Source organism: Luteococcus japonicus, from assembly GCF_003752415.1.
Lineage (GTDB): Bacteria > Actinomycetota > Actinomycetes > Propionibacteriales > Propionibacteriaceae > Luteococcus > Luteococcus japonicus.
On the sequence record NZ_RKHG01000001.1, the window covers coordinates 1,103,946 to 1,120,175 of the forward strand.

The 16,230-nt window shown below is 65.0% G+C and carries 11 protein-coding genes and 1 tRNA gene; 1 reads left to right on the top strand and 11 read right to left on the bottom strand.

The window, feature by feature from the left end; all coding sequences use genetic code 11:
* Positions 1 to 76 precede the first annotated feature (76 nt).
* The 6 genes from EDD41_RS05440 to rplJ all read right to left on the bottom strand — a co-directional run bounded on the left by EDD41_RS05440 (position 77) and on the right by rplJ (position 11,604).
* Positions 77 to 3,958, bottom strand: a complete 3,882-nt coding sequence (locus EDD41_RS05440; RefSeq protein ID WP_123575207.1) for a DNA-directed RNA polymerase subunit beta' — start codon at positions 3,956 to 3,958, stop codon at positions 77 to 79.
* Between the two features lie 125 nt (positions 3,959 to 4,083).
* On the bottom strand, positions 4,084 to 7,569 hold the full coding sequence (rpoB, locus tag EDD41_RS05445) for a DNA-directed RNA polymerase subunit beta (protein ID WP_123575208.1): 3,486 nt from the start codon (positions 7,567 to 7,569) through the stop codon (positions 4,084 to 4,086).
* A gap of 331 nt (positions 7,570 to 7,900) precedes the next feature.
* The gene (gene wecC / locus EDD41_RS05450; protein WP_281273092.1) at positions 7,901 to 9,103 is read right to left on the bottom strand and encodes a UDP-N-acetyl-D-mannosamine dehydrogenase; all 1,203 of its coding nucleotides are present in this window, start codon (positions 9,101 to 9,103) and stop codon (positions 7,901 to 7,903) included.
* A 98-nt stretch (positions 9,104 to 9,201) separates the two neighbouring features.
* The gene (gene wecB, locus EDD41_RS05455) at positions 9,202 to 10,359 is read right to left on the bottom strand and encodes a non-hydrolyzing UDP-N-acetylglucosamine 2-epimerase (protein ID WP_123575210.1); all 1,158 of its coding nucleotides are present in this window, start codon (positions 10,357 to 10,359) and stop codon (positions 9,202 to 9,204) included.
* A gap of 171 nt (positions 10,360 to 10,530) precedes the next feature.
* Positions 10,531 to 10,923, bottom strand: coding sequence for a 50S ribosomal protein L7/L12 (rplL, locus tag EDD41_RS05460; RefSeq protein WP_123575211.1), 393 nt, complete (start codon positions 10,921 to 10,923; stop codon positions 10,531 to 10,533).
* Positions 10,924 to 10,974: 51 nt separating this feature from the next.
* The gene (rplJ, locus tag EDD41_RS05465; RefSeq protein ID WP_094763851.1) at positions 10,975 to 11,604 is read right to left on the bottom strand and encodes a 50S ribosomal protein L10; all 630 of its coding nucleotides are present in this window, start codon (positions 11,602 to 11,604) and stop codon (positions 10,975 to 10,977) included.
* 551 nt (positions 11,605 to 12,155) lie between these two features.
* Here rplJ and EDD41_RS05470 point away from each other — a divergent pair.
* On the top strand, positions 12,156 to 12,938 hold the full coding sequence (locus EDD41_RS05470) for a C40 family peptidase (protein WP_123575212.1): 783 nt from the start codon (positions 12,156 to 12,158) through the stop codon (positions 12,936 to 12,938).
* 159 nt (positions 12,939 to 13,097) lie between these two features.
* On the opposite strand, the gene rplA is transcribed toward EDD41_RS05470, so the two are convergent.
* The 5 genes from rplA to EDD41_RS05495 all read right to left on the bottom strand — a co-directional run bounded on the left by rplA (position 13,098) and on the right by EDD41_RS05495 (position 16,218).
* Complete coding sequence (rplA, locus tag EDD41_RS05475; RefSeq protein ID WP_123575213.1) at positions 13,098 to 13,802, bottom strand: 50S ribosomal protein L1; 705 nt, start codon at positions 13,800 to 13,802, stop codon at positions 13,098 to 13,100.
* A 119-nt stretch (positions 13,803 to 13,921) separates the two neighbouring features.
* Positions 13,922 to 14,350 (bottom strand): 50S ribosomal protein L11, encoded by a 429-nt coding sequence (gene rplK, locus EDD41_RS05480; RefSeq protein WP_094763848.1) that lies wholly within the window; start codon positions 14,348 to 14,350, stop codon positions 13,922 to 13,924.
* An 87-nt stretch (positions 14,351 to 14,437) separates the two neighbouring features.
* A complete protein-coding gene (gene nusG, locus EDD41_RS05485; RefSeq protein ID WP_123575214.1) occupies positions 14,438 to 15,283 on the bottom strand; it encodes a transcription termination/antitermination protein NusG in 846 nt (281 codons plus the stop codon).
* 25 nt (positions 15,284 to 15,308) lie between these two features.
* Positions 15,309 to 16,040 carry a preprotein translocase subunit SecE gene (gene secE, locus EDD41_RS17415; RefSeq protein ID WP_245995543.1) on the bottom strand — a complete coding sequence of 244 codons (732 nt, stop codon included), beginning with the start codon at positions 16,038 to 16,040 and terminating at the stop codon, positions 15,309 to 15,311.
* A gap of 105 nt (positions 16,041 to 16,145) precedes the next feature.
* Positions 16,146 to 16,218 (bottom strand) — tRNA-Trp (locus EDD41_RS05495).
* Positions 16,219 to 16,230: the final 12 nt, after the last annotated feature.

Sequence of the window (16,230 nt, forward strand, 5' to 3'; positions counted from 1 at the left end):
GCACGAGGGGCCAGGAACGACACGGGGGCGCCTCCCCGGAGGGAGACGCCCCCGTGGGTCGCCATGACGGATGGAATCAGCGCATGTCGCCGAAGTCCAGGTCCTCGAGCGGAACAGCCGCGCCAGTGCCCGACCCGAAGTCGTAGTCGAACGGGTCGTAGCTCATGGTGAAGGCAGTCGCCTTCGCCTCGGCCGTCGGCTCCACGCGGATGTTGCGGTAGCGCTCCAGACCGGTGCCGGCCGGGATCAGCTTGCCCAGGATCACGTTCTCCTTCAGGCCCACCAGCGAGTCCGACTTGCCGTGGATGGCGGCGTCGGTCAGGACCTTGGTGGTCTCCTGGAAGGAGGCCGCCGACAACCACGACTCGGTGGCCAGCGAGGCCTTCGTGATGCCCATCAGCACCGGACGACCCTCCGCGGGCTTGGCGCCCTCGGCCAGAGCCTTGCGGTTCTGGCTCTCGTAGGTCGCACGGTCCACCAGCTCGCCCGGCATCATCGCGGTGTCACCGGAATCGATGACCGTGATACGACGCAGCATCTGACGGATGATGATCTCGATGTGCTTGTCGTGGATCGGGGCGCCCTGGGTGCCATAGACCTTCTGGACCTCGTCCACGAGGTGCTCCTGCACCTTGCGGACACCACGAACACGCAGCACGTCCTGGGGATCCAGGGTGCCGGCCGTCAACTGCTGGCCGGCCTCGACGTGCACGCCGTCGGTGACCGAGTGCTTCACGCCATTGGCATCCTCGAAGTCGAGGCGCGCACGACGCGGCACCGGGTACTCGAGGTCCTCCTGGCCATCGTCGCGCTTGATGACGAGCTTGCGCGAACGGTCGCCCTCCTCGATCGTGACCCGACCAGCGGCCTCGGCCATCGGCGCCTTGCCCTTGGGCTGACGCGCCTCGAAGAGCTCGACGACACGCGGCAGACCCTGGGTGATGTCATCACCGGCCACACCACCGGTGTGGAAGGTACGCATCGTCAGCTGGGTACCGGGCTCACCAATCGACTGGGCGGCGACGATACCGACGGCCTCGCCGACGTCGACCAGCTTGCCGGTGGCCAGCGAACGGCCGTAGCACATGGCGCAGGTTCCGGTGGCGGCCTCACAGGTGAGCACCGAACGGACCTTGACCTTCGAGACACCGGCCTCGACCAGCGCCGTGATCTCGAGGTCACCCAGGTCGGTACCGGCGGGCACCACCACATTGCCCTGCTCGTCGACACCGTCGACGGCCAGGGTGCGGGCGTAGACCGCGGTCTCGACATTGCCCAGGATCCGCAGCGCACCGGTCTCGTCGACCTCGGCGATGTTCTTGTTCAGGCCACGCTCGGTGCCGCAGTCCTCCTCACGGATGATCACGTCCTGGCTGACGTCCACCAGACGACGGGTCAGGTAACCCGAGTCAGCGGTACGAAGAGCCGTGTCGGCCTGACCCTTACGACCACCGTGCGTGGAGATGAAGTACTCCAGGACCGAGAGGCCCTCACGGAAGTTCGACTTGATGGGTCGGGCGATGATCTCGCCCTTCGGGTTCGCCACCAGGCCACGCATGGCGGCGATCTGACGCATCTGGGTCATGTTTCCTCGAGCGCCCGAGGCCACCATCATGAAGATGGGGTTGGTCTCGGTGAAGTTGCGCTCCATGGCAGCGGTCAGCTCGGCCGTTGCGTCGGTCCAGATCTGGATCAGTTCCTGACGACGCTCGTCCTCGGTCACCGCGCCACGCTCGTAGAGCTTGTCGATCTTGGCGGCCTTCGCGTCATAACCGGCAATGATCTCCGGCTTGTTCGGCGGCGTCTGGACGTCACCGATGGACACGGTCACACCGGAGCGGGTGGCCCAGTGGAAACCGAGGTCCTTCAGGTTGTCCAGGGTGCGGCCGACCTCGACCTTGGGGTAGCGCTCGGCCAGGTCGTTGACGATGGCACCCAGCTGCTTCTTGCCCACGGTCTCGTTGATGAAACCGTAGTCATCCGGCAGCGCCTCGTTGAAGAGCGCGCGGCCCAGCGTGGTGTCCAGGAGCACGGAGCCGTCAGGACGGACCGGGGTGCCCTCGGGCGCCACCACGTCGGTCAGGCGCAGCTTGATCCGCGAACCCATCATCAGCTCCTTGCGGTCGAAGGCCATCAGGGCCTCCGCGATGGAGCTGTAGGACTTGCCGGTGCCCACACCCTCACGCTCCTGCGTGAGGAAGTACATGCCGATGATCATGTCCTGGGTCGGCAGCGTGACGGGGCGACCGTCGGCCGGCTTCAGGATGTTGTTCGTCGACAGCATCAGGATGCGCGCCTCGGCCTGGGCCTCGGCGGACAGCGGCAGGTGCACGGCCATCTGGTCGCCGTCGAAGTCGGCGTTGAAGGCGGTGCAGACCAGCGGGTGCAGCTGGATGGCCTTGCCCTCGATCAGCTGGGGCTCGAAGGCCTGGATGCCCAGACGGTGCAGCGTTGGTGCGCGGTTCAGCAGCACCGGGTGCTCCTTGATGACCTCTTCGAGGACATCCCACACCTGGGGACGCTGACGCTCCACCATGCGCTTGGCGCTCTTGATGTTCTGCGCGTAGTTGAGGTCGTCCAGGCGCTTCATCACGAAGGGCTTGAACAGCTCCAGGGCCATGGCCTTGGGCAGACCGCACTGGTGCAGCTTGAGCTGCGGACCGACGCAGATGACCGAACGGCCCGAGTAGTCGACGCGCTTGCCCAGCAGGTTCTGGCGGAAACGACCCTGCTTGCCCTTCAGCATGTCGCTGATGGACTTGAGCGGGCGGTTGCCGGGGCCCGTCACCGGGCGACCACGACGACCGTTGTCGAAGAGCGAGTCCACGGCCTCCTGCAGCATGCGCTTCTCGTTGTTCACGATGATCTCGGGAGCACCGAGGTCGAGCAGACGCTTCAGACGGTTGTTGCGGTTGATCACGCGGCGGTACAGGTCGTTGAGGTCGGAGGTCGCGAAGCGGCCACCGTCCAGCTGCACCATCGGACGCAGGTCCGGCGGAATGACCGGGACGGCGTCCAGCACCATGCCAGCGGGCGAGTTCCGGCCGTCGAGGAAGGCCGAGACCACCTTGAGGCGCTTCAGGGCGCGGGTCTTGCGCTGGCCCTTGCCGGTCTGGATCGTGTTCTTCAGGTTCTCGGCCTCGGCGATCAGGTCGAAGGTGGCCAGGCGACGCTTGATCGCCTCGGCACCCATGAAGCCCTCGAAGTACTTGCCGAAACGGCTCTTCATCTCGCGGTAGAGGATCTCGTCTCCCTCGAGGTCCTGCACCTTGAGGCTCTTGAAGCGAGTCCACACGGCGTCAAGACGGTCCAGCTCGCGCTGGCTGCGGTCGCGAAGCTGCTTGAGCTCCTTCTCCGCCCCGTTCTTGACCTTGTTCTTGATGTCGGCCTTGGCGCCCTCGCTCTCGAGCTGCTCCATGTCAGCCTCGAGCTTGGCCATCCGCGCCTCGATGTCCGCATCACGGCGCTTCTCGAGCTGCTTGCGCTCGTTCTCGACCTTGGCCTCCAGGGAGGGCAGGTCGCGGTGACGGGCATCCTCGTCGACGGCGGTGATCATGTAGGCCGCGAAGTAGATGACCTTCTCCAGGTCCTTCGGGGCGATGTCCAGCAGGTAGCCCAGCCGGGACGGAACACCCTTGAAGTACCAGATGTGGGTCACTGGGGCGGCCAGCTCGATGTGGCCCATCCGCTCGCGTCGCACGTTCGAGCGGGTGACCTCGACGCCACAACGCTCGCAGATGATGCCCTTGAAGCGCACGCGCTTGTACTTGCCGCAGTTGCACTCCCAGTCCCGGGTGGGGCCGAAGATCTTCTCGCAGAAGAGGCCGTCGCGCTCGGGCTTCAGGGTGCGGTAGTTGATGGTCTCCGGCTTCTTGACCTCGCCGTGCGACCACTCGCGGATCTGGTCGGCAACAGCCAGGCCAATCCGGAGCTCGTCGTAGAAGTTCACGTCCAGCACGTTGGTTCTCTTTCTCCTGTTGGTTCAGGAAACTTCAAATGTCTGAGTACTTGTCTTGACTGAGTCGCCCGGGGGCCGGCATCGCGGCCGGCCCACCGGGTGAGGGCGTTGCGCGCCCTGGGTACTCAGACTTCGTCGACGGCCGCGAAGGAGTCGCTGCCGGGACGACGGGAGAGGTCGATGCCGAATTCCTCGGCGGAGCGGTAGTCGTCCTCGCTGTCGCGAAGCTCCACCACGGTGCCGTCGCTGGAGAGGACCTCCACGTTCAGGCAGAGCGACTTCATCTCCTTGACCAGAACCTTGAAGGATTCCGGGATGCCGGGCTCGGGGATGTTCTCCCCCTTGACGATGGCCTCGTAGACCTTCACGCGGCCGGGAACGTCGTCCGACTTGATGGTCAGCAGCTCCTGCAGGGCCCAGGCGGCGCCGTACGCCTCCATGGCCCACACCTCCATCTCACCGAAGCGCTGGCCACCGAACTGCGCCTTGCCGCCCAGCGGCTGCTGGGTGATCATCGAGTACGGGCCGGTGGAACGGGCGTGGATCTTGTCGTCCACCAGGTGGTGCAGCTTCAGCATGTACATGTAGCCGACGCCGACCTTCTCCGGGTACGGCTCGCCGGAGCGGCCGTCGAAGAGCTGTGCCTTGCCGTCGGCGTCCACCAGGTGGTCGCCGTCACGCGTCGGGATGCCGTGCTCCAGCAGGCCCGCGATCTCGGCCTCGTTGGCACCGTCGAAGACGGGGGTCGCCAGACGGGAGTTGCCGTCCACGTGTCCCAGGCCGACATCGCGCAGGCGCTCGGCCCACTCCCCCTCGACACCCTCGATGTCCCAACCGGTCTTGGCGATCCACCCCAGGTGGTTCTCCAGCACCTGGCCGACATTCATTCGCGACGGAACACCCATCGGGTTCAGCACGATGTCGACGGGGGTGCCGTCCTCCAGGAAGGGCATGTCCTCGACGGGCAGGATCTTGGAGATGACGCCCTTGTTGCCGTGACGGCCGGCGAGCTTGTCACCATTCTGGATCTTGCGCTTCTGGGCGACGTAGACGCGCACCAGCTGGTTCACGCCGGGCGGCAGCTCGTCGCCCTCCTCGCGGTCGAAGACGCGCACGCCGATGACCACACCGGTCTCGCCGTGGGGCACCTTCATCGAGGTGTCGCGGACCTCACGGGCCTTCTCACCGAAGATGGCGCGCAGCAGGCGCTCCTCGGGGGTCAGCTCGGTCTCGCCCTTCGGGGTGACCTTGCCGACCAGGATGTCACCGGTACCGACCTCGGCGCCGATGCGGATGATGCCGCGCTCGTCGAGGTTGGCCAGCATCTCCTCGGAGACATTCGGGATGTCCCGGGTGATCTCCTCCGGGCCGAGCTTGGTGTCGCGGGCGTCGACCTCGTGCTCCTCGATGTGGATCGAGGTGAGGACGTCGTCCTGGACGAGGCGCTGCGACAGGATGATCGCGTCCTCGTAGTTGTGGCCTTCCCAGCTCATGAAGGCAACCAGCAGGTTCTTGCCCAGCGCCATCTCGCCACCGTCGGTGCAGGGGCCGTCGGCCAGCGGGGTACCGACCTCGACCCGCTGTCCCTGGGTGACCAGCGGACGCTGGTTGATGCAGGTGCCGGCGTTGGAACGCTTGAACTTCTGCAGCTGGTAGGTCTGGTAGGTGCCGTCGTCGCACGCGATGTCGATCAGATCACCGGAGACGCTCATCACGACACCAGCCTTGGCGGCCACGGTGACGTCGCCGACGTCGATGGCCGAGCGGTACTCCATGCCGGTGCCGACGAAGGGAGCCTCGTTGCGCACCAGCGGGACCGCCTGGCGCTGCATGTTGGCACCCATCAGGGCACGCGACGCGTCGTCGTGCTCGAGGAAGGGGATCAGGGCCGTGGCCACGGAGACCATCTGGCGCGGGGAGACGTCCATGTACTCGACGTCATCGCGCGGAACCGTGTCGACGTCACCGTGCTTGATGCGCACCAGGACGCGCTCCTCGGCGAAGCGGCCGTTCTCGTCAATCTCGGCGTTGGCCTGGGCAATGACGTAACGGTCCTCCTCATCCGCAGTGAGGTAGTCGATCTGGTTCGTGACGCTACCCTGCTCCACCTTGCGGTAGGGGGTCTCGATGAAACCGAAGGCATTGACCCGGGCGAAGGAGGCCAGCGAGCCGATCAGGCCGATGTTGGGGCCTTCAGGGGTCTCGATGGGGCACATGCGGCCGTAGTGCGACGGGTGGACGTCACGAACCTCCATGCCGGCACGGTCACGGGACAGACCACCCGGGCCCAGCGCGGACAGACGACGCTTGTGCGTCAGGCCGGCAAGCGGGTTGTTCTGGTCCATGAACTGCGAGAGCTGGGAGGTTCCGAAGAACTCCTTCAGCGCTGCGGTGACCGGACGGATGTTGATCAGGGTCTGCGGCGTGATCGCCTCGATGTCCTGGGTCGTCATGCGATCACGCACGACGCGCTCCATGCGGCCGAGACCGGTACGCAGCTGGTTCTGGATCAGCTCGCCCACCGTGCGCAGACGACGGTTGCCGAAGTGGTCGATGTCATCCTCTTCGACGATGATCTGGGCGCCATCGCGCTCGATCTCGGTCTCGCCCTCGTGCAGGGCCACGACGTAGTGGATCGCGGCGACGATGTCGTCGACGGTCAGCACCTGCTGGTCGAAGGGCATCGTCAGGCCGAGCTTCTTGTTGATCTTGTAACGACCAACCTTGGCCAGGTCATAGCGCTTCGGGTTGAAGTAGTAGTTCTTCAGCAGCGCCTCGGCGGCATCACGGGCCGGCGGCTCGCCGGGACGCAGCTTGCGGTAGATGTCCAGCAGGGCCTCGTCCTGGGTGGAGACGTGGTCCTTCTCCAGGGTCTGGCGAATGCTCTCGTACTCGCTGAACTCCTCGAGGATGCGCTCATCGGTCCAGCCCAGGGCCTTGAGCAGCACGGTGACGTTCTGCTTGCGCTTGCGGTCGAGGCGCACGCCCACCATGTCGCGCTTGTCGACCTCGAACTCCAGCCACGCACCGCGCGACGGGATGATCTTGCAGGTGAAGATGTCCTTGTCGGACGTCTTGTCCGGGGTCTGCTCGAAGTAGACACCCGGGGAACGGACCAGCTGGGAGACGACGACGCGCTCCGTGCCGTTGATGACGAACGTGCCCTTGTCCGTCATCAAGGGGAAGTCGCCGATGAAGACCGTCTGGCTCTTGATCTCGCCAGTGTCGTTGTTCATGAATTCGGCGGTGACGAAGAGCGGCGCGGCGTAGGTCACGTCGCGGTCCTTGCACTCCTCCACGGAGTACTTGGGGCTCTCGAAACGGTGGTCGCGGAAGCTGAGCGACATGGTCTCGGAGAAGTCCTCGATGGGTGAGATCTCCTCGAAGATCTCCTCCAGACCGGACTTGGTGTTGATATCGGTGCGTCCCGCAGCGAGGGCCTCGTCGACGCTTGCGCGCCAGGCCTCGTTGCCGATCAGCCAGTCGAAGGACTTCGTCTGGAGATCGAGCAGGTTCGGGACTTCGAGCGGTTCATGGATCTTCGCGAAGGAGATTCGTCCGCTGGTGGAGACGACATTCGTGTTCTTCGACGCAGTGCGCGAGGCGGCCAAGATAGTTGGTCCTTCCAAGAACTCGGAAAGGGTTCTTTGCATGCAGAACGACCCGAGTCAAGTCACGGGTCGACAGTTTGGCGATGGGGCAAGAAATCACACTACGTGAAGATCGTCAGGAAATCAACACGGGCGCACAGCAATGCCCTGGACCCATTCGGTTCAAGCGCCGCCACAGTGCGACGCGAACCCCGCCCGAGTGACAGCAACTGTACCGTCTGGCGCCGCCGAGGCAAAGACCTTGGGCTGTGTGGCGACCGCGCCGCCCGACACTCCCCCACAAAGGGGCTCGCCGGCCGGGAATTCCGGCCGGCGAGCATTCCACGCAAGGTCATCGCGCGATGCGGAAGAGACCCTTCGTGTCAATGAGCTCGATCCCCTGCAGCGCCTGGACATCGATGGACTTGAAGGCGGTGTGGTCCACGAGCAGGACCAGGACCTGTGCCCGCGCCAGAGCGTCCTCCAGCGAGGCGAGTGCCACTCCGGCCGATGCCAACTTGCTGGGCAGTTCCTCGATGTGCGGTTCCACGGCCAGCACCTCGTGGTCCTGGAAGCGCTTGCCGATCTCCTCGACGATGTGGACCGACGGGGACTCACGCAGGTCATCGATGTCGGCCTTGAAGGCCAGACCGAGGCAGGCCACCACCGCACCGGGACGAGCCTCGACAGCCTTGCGGACCTGCTCGATGACCCACTCGGGCTTTCCGTCGTTGACCTCACGCGCCGTACGGATCAGGCGGGCCTCCTGCGGAGTGCTGGAGACGATGAACCACGGATCAACCGCAATGCAGTGCCCACCCACACCCGGGCCAGGCTGCAGGACATTCACCCGCGGATGCTTGTTCGCCAGCTCGATCAGCTCCCACACGTCGATGCCCAGCTTGTCGCTGATCAGCGACAGCTCGTTGGCGAAGGCAATGTTCACGTCACGGAAGGCATTCTCCGTCAGCTTGGCCATCTCCGCCGTGGTCGCATCGGTCTGGTGCAGCTCGCCCTGGCAGAAGGTGGCATACAGGTCACAGGCCCGCTGGGCAGCCTCCGGAGTGAGTCCTCCGACAATGCGATCATTGCTGACCATTTCGACCATGATCCGCCCCGGAAGCACTCGTTCGGGACAGTGGGCGAACTGCACATCGGTCAGCTCAGGACGCAACTCCAGCAAGACCTCACGGATGTGCTCCGTGGTCCCGGCCGGGGACGTGGACTCCAGGATGACCAGCTCATCACCTTCCAGCTGCGGCGCGATCGCTGCCGTGGCCGCATCGATGTAGCTCAGGTCCGCCTTGTAGCCCTCGGCAAAAGGAGTGGGGACAGCGATGATGTAGACATCCGCCTTCGGCATCTCCTTCGTCGCGGTCAGTTTCCCGGCCTTGACGACCTCCGCGACGACCTCACCCAGCCCCTCCTCCACGAAGGGCAACTCACCCCGGTTCACGGCGTCGACGTGCCGGTCACTGACATCGACACCCACCACGTCCAGCCCCGCACGAGCCAGCACGGCGGCGGTGGGCAGCCCGATGTACCCGAGACCCACGACAACAATTCGACTATCCACAACCACTCCTAGCGAAAAAGACTTCTCGGATTCTACTCCAGCCACGGAATGCCTGTGCTCCACGGCCGACGACGGTGTCATGACCCTGTGCTGGGCACAAAGTCTGGCAGCCGCTCCCCGACGCCGAGCAGGTGCTCGATGGCGGCTACTGCTCGCTCGGCCGCCTTGCCATCCCCATAGGGATTGGCCACCTGAGCCATCGCCGCGTAGGCATCGGGATCGTCCATCAGGCGACCCACCTCCTGCACGATGCGATCTGCGTCGGTTCCCACGAGGCGAACGGTACCCGCCGTCACGGCCTCCGGTCGCTCCGTGTTCTCACGAAGCACCAGAACGGGCTTGCCGAGGCTGGGGGCCTCTTCCTGGACGCCGCCCGAGTCCGTGAGCACGATGTGGGAGGCCTTCTGGAGATGGATGAACTGCACATAGTCGAGTGGCTCGATGGTGAGCACATTCGAGTGCTTCTCCAACACGGGGAGCATCGTGGCTCGAACCGCAGGATTGCGGTGCATCGGGAACACGATGCTTGCCTCGGGGTAGGTGTCGGCGATACGAGCGACTGCCTCTGCAATGTGCTCCATGGGGGCGCCGAGGTTCTCCCGACGATGGACCGTCAGTGCCACGACCCGTCGACCGGACTCGACCACGTCGACCAGGGCCGGATCACTGAACTCACTGGGCAGCTCCGCAGTCTCCAGCATGGCGTCGATCACGGTATTCCCTGTCACCACCACGCTGGCCGGATCGACCCCCTCCCCCAGCAGATTCTGGGCGGCGTCCGGAGTGGGGGCCAGGTGCAGTCGGGCGACCTGGCCTGCCAGCTTGCGGTTCGCCTCCTCAGGGAAGGGCGAGTCGATGTTGCCAGACCGGAGCCCAGCCTCGAGGTGGACCACCGGGACTTGCCGGTGAAAGCCGGCAATGGCGGCAATCGCGACGGTCGTCGTGTCGCCCTGCACCAGGATGGCGTCCGGCTGCACCTCATCGATCAGGGCATCCATGGCCCCGAAGACCTTGGAGGCAAGCTTGTTGAGCGACTGTCCATGCTCGAACAGGGCCAGGTCATGGTCGGGCTGGATCCCGAATACGGCATTGACCTGCTCCAACATCTCACGGTGTTGCCCCGTGACAGCCGTGACGCAGTCGAGGGTGGAGGACTGCTTCAGCAGCCGAACCAATGGGGCGACCTTGACTGCTTCGGGACGGGTTCCATAGACGACCAGCACACGCGGATTCATGGAGAGGACACTACTTTCACCGGCGCGGCGACTGCCACCGACCCGCTGGAGCGAGCGCACGCAACCGTGCATCAGTCCCCCCGACACGCCATCGGGGCGGCCGGATTCCCGGCCGCCCCGATGGCGATCATTCAGCGTCGCGTCACACTCAGCGAGCGTGGCGGGAAGAAGTCACTTGACGGTGACGGTGGCGCCGGCGCCCTCGAGCTGCTCCTTGGCCTTGGCAGCAGCGTCCTTGCCAACCTTCTCCAGGATCGCCTTGGGGGCACCCTCAACGAGGTCCTTGGCCTCCTTCAGGCCGAGGGAGGTCAGGGCGCGCACCTCCTTGATGACCTGGATCTTCTTGTCGCCAGCCGACTCGAGGATGACGTCGACCTCGTCCGAGGCCTCCTCGGCGGCTTCGCCACCGGCAGCGCCACCGGCCGCGGGAGCGGCGGCAACGGCAACCGGAGCAGCGGCGGTGACCTCGAAGGTCTCCTCGAACTGCTTGACGAACTCGCTGAGCTCGATCAGGGTCATCTCCTTGAAAGCGTCAAGGAGCTCTTCGGTGCTGAGCTTGGCCATGATGGTCCTTTCGTTTTTCTGTCTGATGCAGCGTCTGATGCCGCGTTGGTGTTATTCAGCAGCGTCAGCTGCGTCAGCCGCATCAGCGGCGGGTGCCTCCGAGGTGGCCTCGGGGGCGTCCTGGTCAGCCGCTGGTGCCTGACCGGCACCAGCGATGATCGAGGGGTCCTGCTGAGCCTTGGTCTCCAGCGCACCCATGGCACGAGCGGCCTGGGCGAGTGGAGCGGCGAACAGCTGGACAGCCTGCTGGGGAGCGCCCTTCATGGCACCCGCGAGCTTCGCGAGGAGGACCTCACGCGACTCGAGATCAGCAAGCTTCTTGACCTCGTCGGCGTCAAGGACCTTTCCGTCCATGACGCCGCCCTTGATGACCAGGAGAGGGTTGGCCTTTGCGAAGTCGCGCAGACCCTTCGCAACGGTGGCGATGTCACCGTTGATGAAGGCGATGGCGGTGGGGCCGGTCAGCTGGGCGTCGAGCCCCTCAATACCGGCTTCCTTGGCCGCAATCGTGGTCAGGGTGTTCTTCGCAACGGCGTAGGTGGCGTCTCCACCGAGCGACCTGCGCAGTTCCTTCAGGTTGCTCACGGTGAGTCCGCGGTACTCGGTCAGCACGGCTGCGTCGGCGTTCGTGAAGCTCTGCTTCAGCTCGTCGACCGCAGCTGCCTTGTCTGGCCTCGCCATTGGGTCTCCTTCCCACTTCCTGTTGATGCCTCCCACCTCAAGAGATGGGAATGCCTTTGCCTCGACCGTTGACCCACAAGGGAGACACCAGGGCATCAAAAAAGCCCCGGCACACAAGTGGCGCGGGGCAACTTCCGGGACTGACACCTGAGGTGTCGAACCTGGGAATCGTACTGCGGTCACCTGCGCGGGCGCCCTCTCGATTGCTCGAGATGGCTTTCGTCACTACCAGCGGTCTTCGGCCCTTCAACTCTAGGGCAGGTGTCACGCGAAACCAAATCACGCCAACGCAACTCACGCCCCAGGGTGTGACAAACATCACACCATGACTTCATTGTCAGCGAAATCGCTTGCCACGCCGACAAATTCGCCATCGAGGCAGGAACACGCGCACAGTCACCGAAACCTTAACCGAGCCTGAGAGTTGGTGAAGAACGCTCAGACACGTAGTCTGCCGGAGTCACCCCGTACCGGGGATACCGCGAAAGACGACCGGACCAGGCAGCCCTGCGGGCAGCGGGACCGACCAACATTCAAGGGAAACAATTTTCATGAGCAACCTCACCAAGTCCCTGATGGCCGTCACGGCCTCTGCAGCCGTCGGTTTCGGCAGTTTCGCCGGCGCCACCGCCCCGGCCGAGGCGGCCGGTCTGCGCTGCAGCACGACACGTTTGAGCACGCCCTGCTCGAAGCAGAACGCCCGTCAGATCACGACCTATGTCAAGTACGGCTCCAAGGGCAAGTCCGTGAAGCACCTGCAGCGGGCGCTCAGCCAGGTTGGCTACCGTGTGAGCGACACCGGCTACTTCGGCCCTGCCACCCGCACCCAGCTGAAGAAGTACCAGGCCTCACGCAAGCTCTCGGCGGTTGGCTCCGTGAACAGCTCGACCTTGCACGCACTGCGCGTGGGTGCAGGCGCGAAGCGGGTCAGCGTGAAGAAGGCCAGCACGGCTCGCTCCGCCGTCACCAGCAGCTACTCCAGCAGCTCCAGCAAGGGCACCCGCGCGGTCTCCTTCGCCTACTCGCAGATCGGCAAGCCCTACCGCTATGGCGCCACCGGCCCCAGCTCCTATGACTGCTCCGGCCTGACCGGTGCCGCTTGGCGTTCCGCCGGCAAGAGCATTCCGCGCACGAGCCATGCACAGCTCGGCGGCCTCAAGCGCGTCAGCAAGTCCAGCCTGAAGCCGGGCGACATCGTCGGCTTCTACGGCGGCGGCCACGTCGGCATCTACGTCGGCAATGGCTACATCATCCACGCGCCGCGCACCGGCCAGAACGTCAAGAAGGTTCCGATGAGCCAGATGCGCTTCTACAGTGCGGTGCGTCCCGCCTGATCACAAGCTCGACGAGTCGGCTGAAGGCCCGGTCCCATCTCTCGGGGGGGGGGACCGGGCCTTCTCCCTGTTCAGGAGAGGCTTCACGGCACCAAGCAGAACCGAACTGCTCCCCGCCGGCCAGGCCGACGGGGAGCAGTTCGTGTGGATCGCTGCGGATCAGGCCTGCTCGGCAGGCTTCACCTTGGTGGGGTCGACCTGGACACCGGGGCCCATGGTTGACGACACGGTGATCTTCTGGATGTAACGGCCCTTCGACGCGTTCGGCTTGAGACGCAGGATCTCATCCAGGGCGGCGAAGTAGTTCTGGACGAGCTGCTGGGCATCGAAGGAAGCCTTGCCCACCAGCAGGTGCAGGTTGGCGTGGCGGTCGACGCGGAACTCGATCTTGCCACCCTTGATGTCGCTGACGGCCTTGGCAACGTCCATGGTGACCGTGCCGGTCTTCGGGTTCGGCATCAGGCCACGGGGGCCGAGCACGCGGCCGAGGCGGCCAACCTTGCCCATCAGGTCAGGGGTGGCGACGACGGCATCGAAGTCGAGGTAGCCGCCAGCCACCTTCTCGATGAGCTCGTCGGAGCCGACCTCGTCGGCACCCGCTGCACGAGCGGCCTCGGCATTCGCACCATTGGCGAAGACAAGGACCCTTGCCGTCTTGCCGGTGCCGTGCGGGAGGTTCACCGTGCCACGGACCATCTGGTCCGCCTTGCGGGGGTCGACACCGAGTCGCATGGCGACGTCGATCGTCTCGTCGAACTTGGCCGAGGCATTGCCCTTGACGATCTCCAACGCCTGCTCGGCGGAGTAGAGCTCGTTCTCGTCACGCTTCTCGGCTGCGGCCGTGTAGGCCTTGCTGCGCTTCATATGACTGGTTCCTTTGGTTCTCGAATGCAGTCAGCCTCGCGGGCTGATCCACCAGGTCTGGTACGGGCCGCGCCGGCCCTGCCAGGGGTTCATGCGGGAGGCTCCCGCACGAAGGGACGTCACTCGACGGTGACGCCCATCGAACGGGCGGTGCCGGCGACGATCTTCATCGCAGCCTCGACATCGTTCGCGTTCAGGTCGGGGAGCTTGGTCGTGGCGATCTCGCGCACCTGGTCGGCGGTGAGCTTACCCACCTTGTCCTTGTGCGGAGCCGCGGAGCCCTTGCTCAGGCCGGCAGCCTTCTTGATCAGCTCAGCGGCCGGAGGGGTCTTCGTGATGAAGGTGAACGTGCGGTCCTCGTAGATGGTGATCTCAACGGGGATGATGTTGCCGCGCTGGGATTCCGTCTTGGCGTTGTACGCCTTGCAGAACTCCATGATGTTGACGCCGTGCGGGCCGAGGGCGGTACCGACCGGCGGGGCGGGAGTGGCTGCACCCGCCTGCAGCGCCACCTTGACGAGCGCCGCTACCTTCTTCTTGGGAGGCATGTGTTGGGTCCTTTTCTTGGCTTGGTCACACGGGATGTGTGACCCGGTTGTGCAGGGGTCCGCCTGGCGGCCGGGCCCCGACGTGAACTAGATCTTGGCGATCTGCGGGAAAGTGAGGTCGACCGGGGTCTCACGACCCAGGATCTCGACCAGCGCCTTGAGCCGCTGGCTGTTCACGTTGATCTCGGTGATGGTGGCGTGGACGCCCGCGAAGGGACCATCGGTCACCTGGACGGAGTCGCCGACGGCGAAGTCCACGACCTCCACCTTCTTGCGCGTGCGCGGCGTGGGGGTGGTCTGCTCGGACGCGACGCGGGCCATGACCGAAGGCGTCAGCATCCTCTCCACCTCGTCCAGGCTCAGCGGCACGGGATTCTGGGCCTGACCCACGAAGCCGGTGACCGACGGGGTGTGGCGCACGGTGGACCAGGACTCATCGGTCAGGTCCATGCGCACCAGCACGTAGCCGGGCAGCACGGTGCGGGTCACGGTCTTGCGGGCACCATTGCGGATCTCGACGGCCTGTTCGGTGGGCACGACGGTCTCGAAGATGAAGTCCTCCATGTTCAGCGTCTGGACGCGGGCGTCCAGATTCTGCTTCACACGATTCTCCATGCCCGAGTAGGTGTGCACGACGTACCACTCGCCGAACTTGGTGCGCAGCTCCTGACGCAGCTCCTCGAGGGCAGCCTCCAGTGCGGCGTCGGCATCCTCATCGGGCTCCACGGAACCCTCCTCCGCAGAGGCCTCTTCCTCGTCGTCGCCGAAGTTCAGCTCGATCTTGTCCGCCTCATCGGCGATGTCGTCGCCGAAGTCCAGGTTGAGCTCCTGCTCCGGAGCCTCGGTGTCCTCGGCGTCGTCGAGCTGCCCGAGGTCGATCTCGATCTCCGGGGTCTCCTCGACGGGCTCGTCGAATTCAGGGTGATTGGTCACGTGATTCTCCGATGGTTGGACTTTGTCACTTGCCGAGGAACTTCAGCAGGACCCAGCCGAAGGCGGGGTCCAGAAGACCGACATAGGCAACGATGAACAGGACGAACAGCAGGACCACCACGAAGTACTGACTCAGCTGGGAGCTGGTGGGCCAGATGACCTTGCGCAGCTCGGCGGCGGACTGGCCGACGAAGGCGGCGGGCGTCGTCCGCCTGTGCGCCACCTGACCGGAACTCGCGGAACGCTCGACGTTCTTCTCGCGACGCTTGGCCGGCGCGGAGACCCGCTCCTCGGACGACTGGTCGCGCTTGACCGGACGACGAACAGGGCGCGGCATGGACTGCCGAGGGGCCTCGACGGACTCGGATGCAACCTGCGCCTCCGACTCCTCGGCGAGCCCCTGCTCCTCCTGCGTCTCCTCGACAGCCGAGCTGCGCTGGCGACGCACGGGGCGAGAGGAACGGGCACGAGCCGCGACAGCCTCCGCCTCGGCCAGCTGCTGCTGGTCGTCGATCACGACATCCTGAGGGTCGGCATGCCCGGGCGTCTGGTCCTCGACGGGCTCGGCCGCGAGTTCCTCGGCCTCATCGTCAAAGATGTCTGCGGGGATCTCGGCGGCCTCGGTGGAACCACCGTGCCGGGAGAGATTCTCACCCGAGGGGCCGTCGGCCTGGTCTTCAATGCCGTGGGATTCGAAGGTCTGGCCCGACTCATCCCCGGCGTCGTCAAATGACTTGCGCGTCTGGTCGTCGGCCACGGTCTTCCTTCGTTCGCGCCTCTCGGCTTGTCTCGGTGACCCTCTCGGATCGACGTACTCGCCCTGATGGGGCCTGGACTGGTCAGCAGGTAGAAACCTGCTTCGCAGGGCAAGAGGGACTTGAACCCCCAACCTGCGGTTTTGGAGACCGCTGCTCTGCCAATTGAGCTATTGCCCTTCGATGCCGGTC

What these genes read in the sequence shown, in the direction of transcription:
- wecB (WP_123575210.1), bottom strand. Translation starts at nt 10,359, where the DNA reads ATGAATCCGCGTGTGCTGGTCGTCTATGGAACCCGTCCCGAAGCAGTC.
- rplL (WP_123575211.1), bottom strand. Translation starts at nt 10,923, where the DNA reads ATGGCCAAGCTCAGCACCGAAGAGCTCCTTGACGCTTTCAAGGAGATG.
- rplJ (WP_094763851.1), bottom strand. Translation starts at nt 11,604, where the DNA reads ATGGCGAGGCCAGACAAGGCAGCTGCGGTCGACGAGCTGAAGCAGAGC.
- EDD41_RS05470 (WP_123575212.1), top strand. Translation starts at nt 12,156, where the DNA reads ATGAGCAACCTCACCAAGTCCCTGATGGCCGTCACGGCCTCTGCAGCC.
- rplA (WP_123575213.1), bottom strand. Translation starts at nt 13,802, where the DNA reads ATGAAGCGCAGCAAGGCCTACACGGCCGCAGCCGAGAAGCGTGACGAG.
- rplK (WP_094763848.1), bottom strand. Translation starts at nt 14,350, where the DNA reads ATGCCTCCCAAGAAGAAGGTAGCGGCGCTCGTCAAGGTGGCGCTGCAG.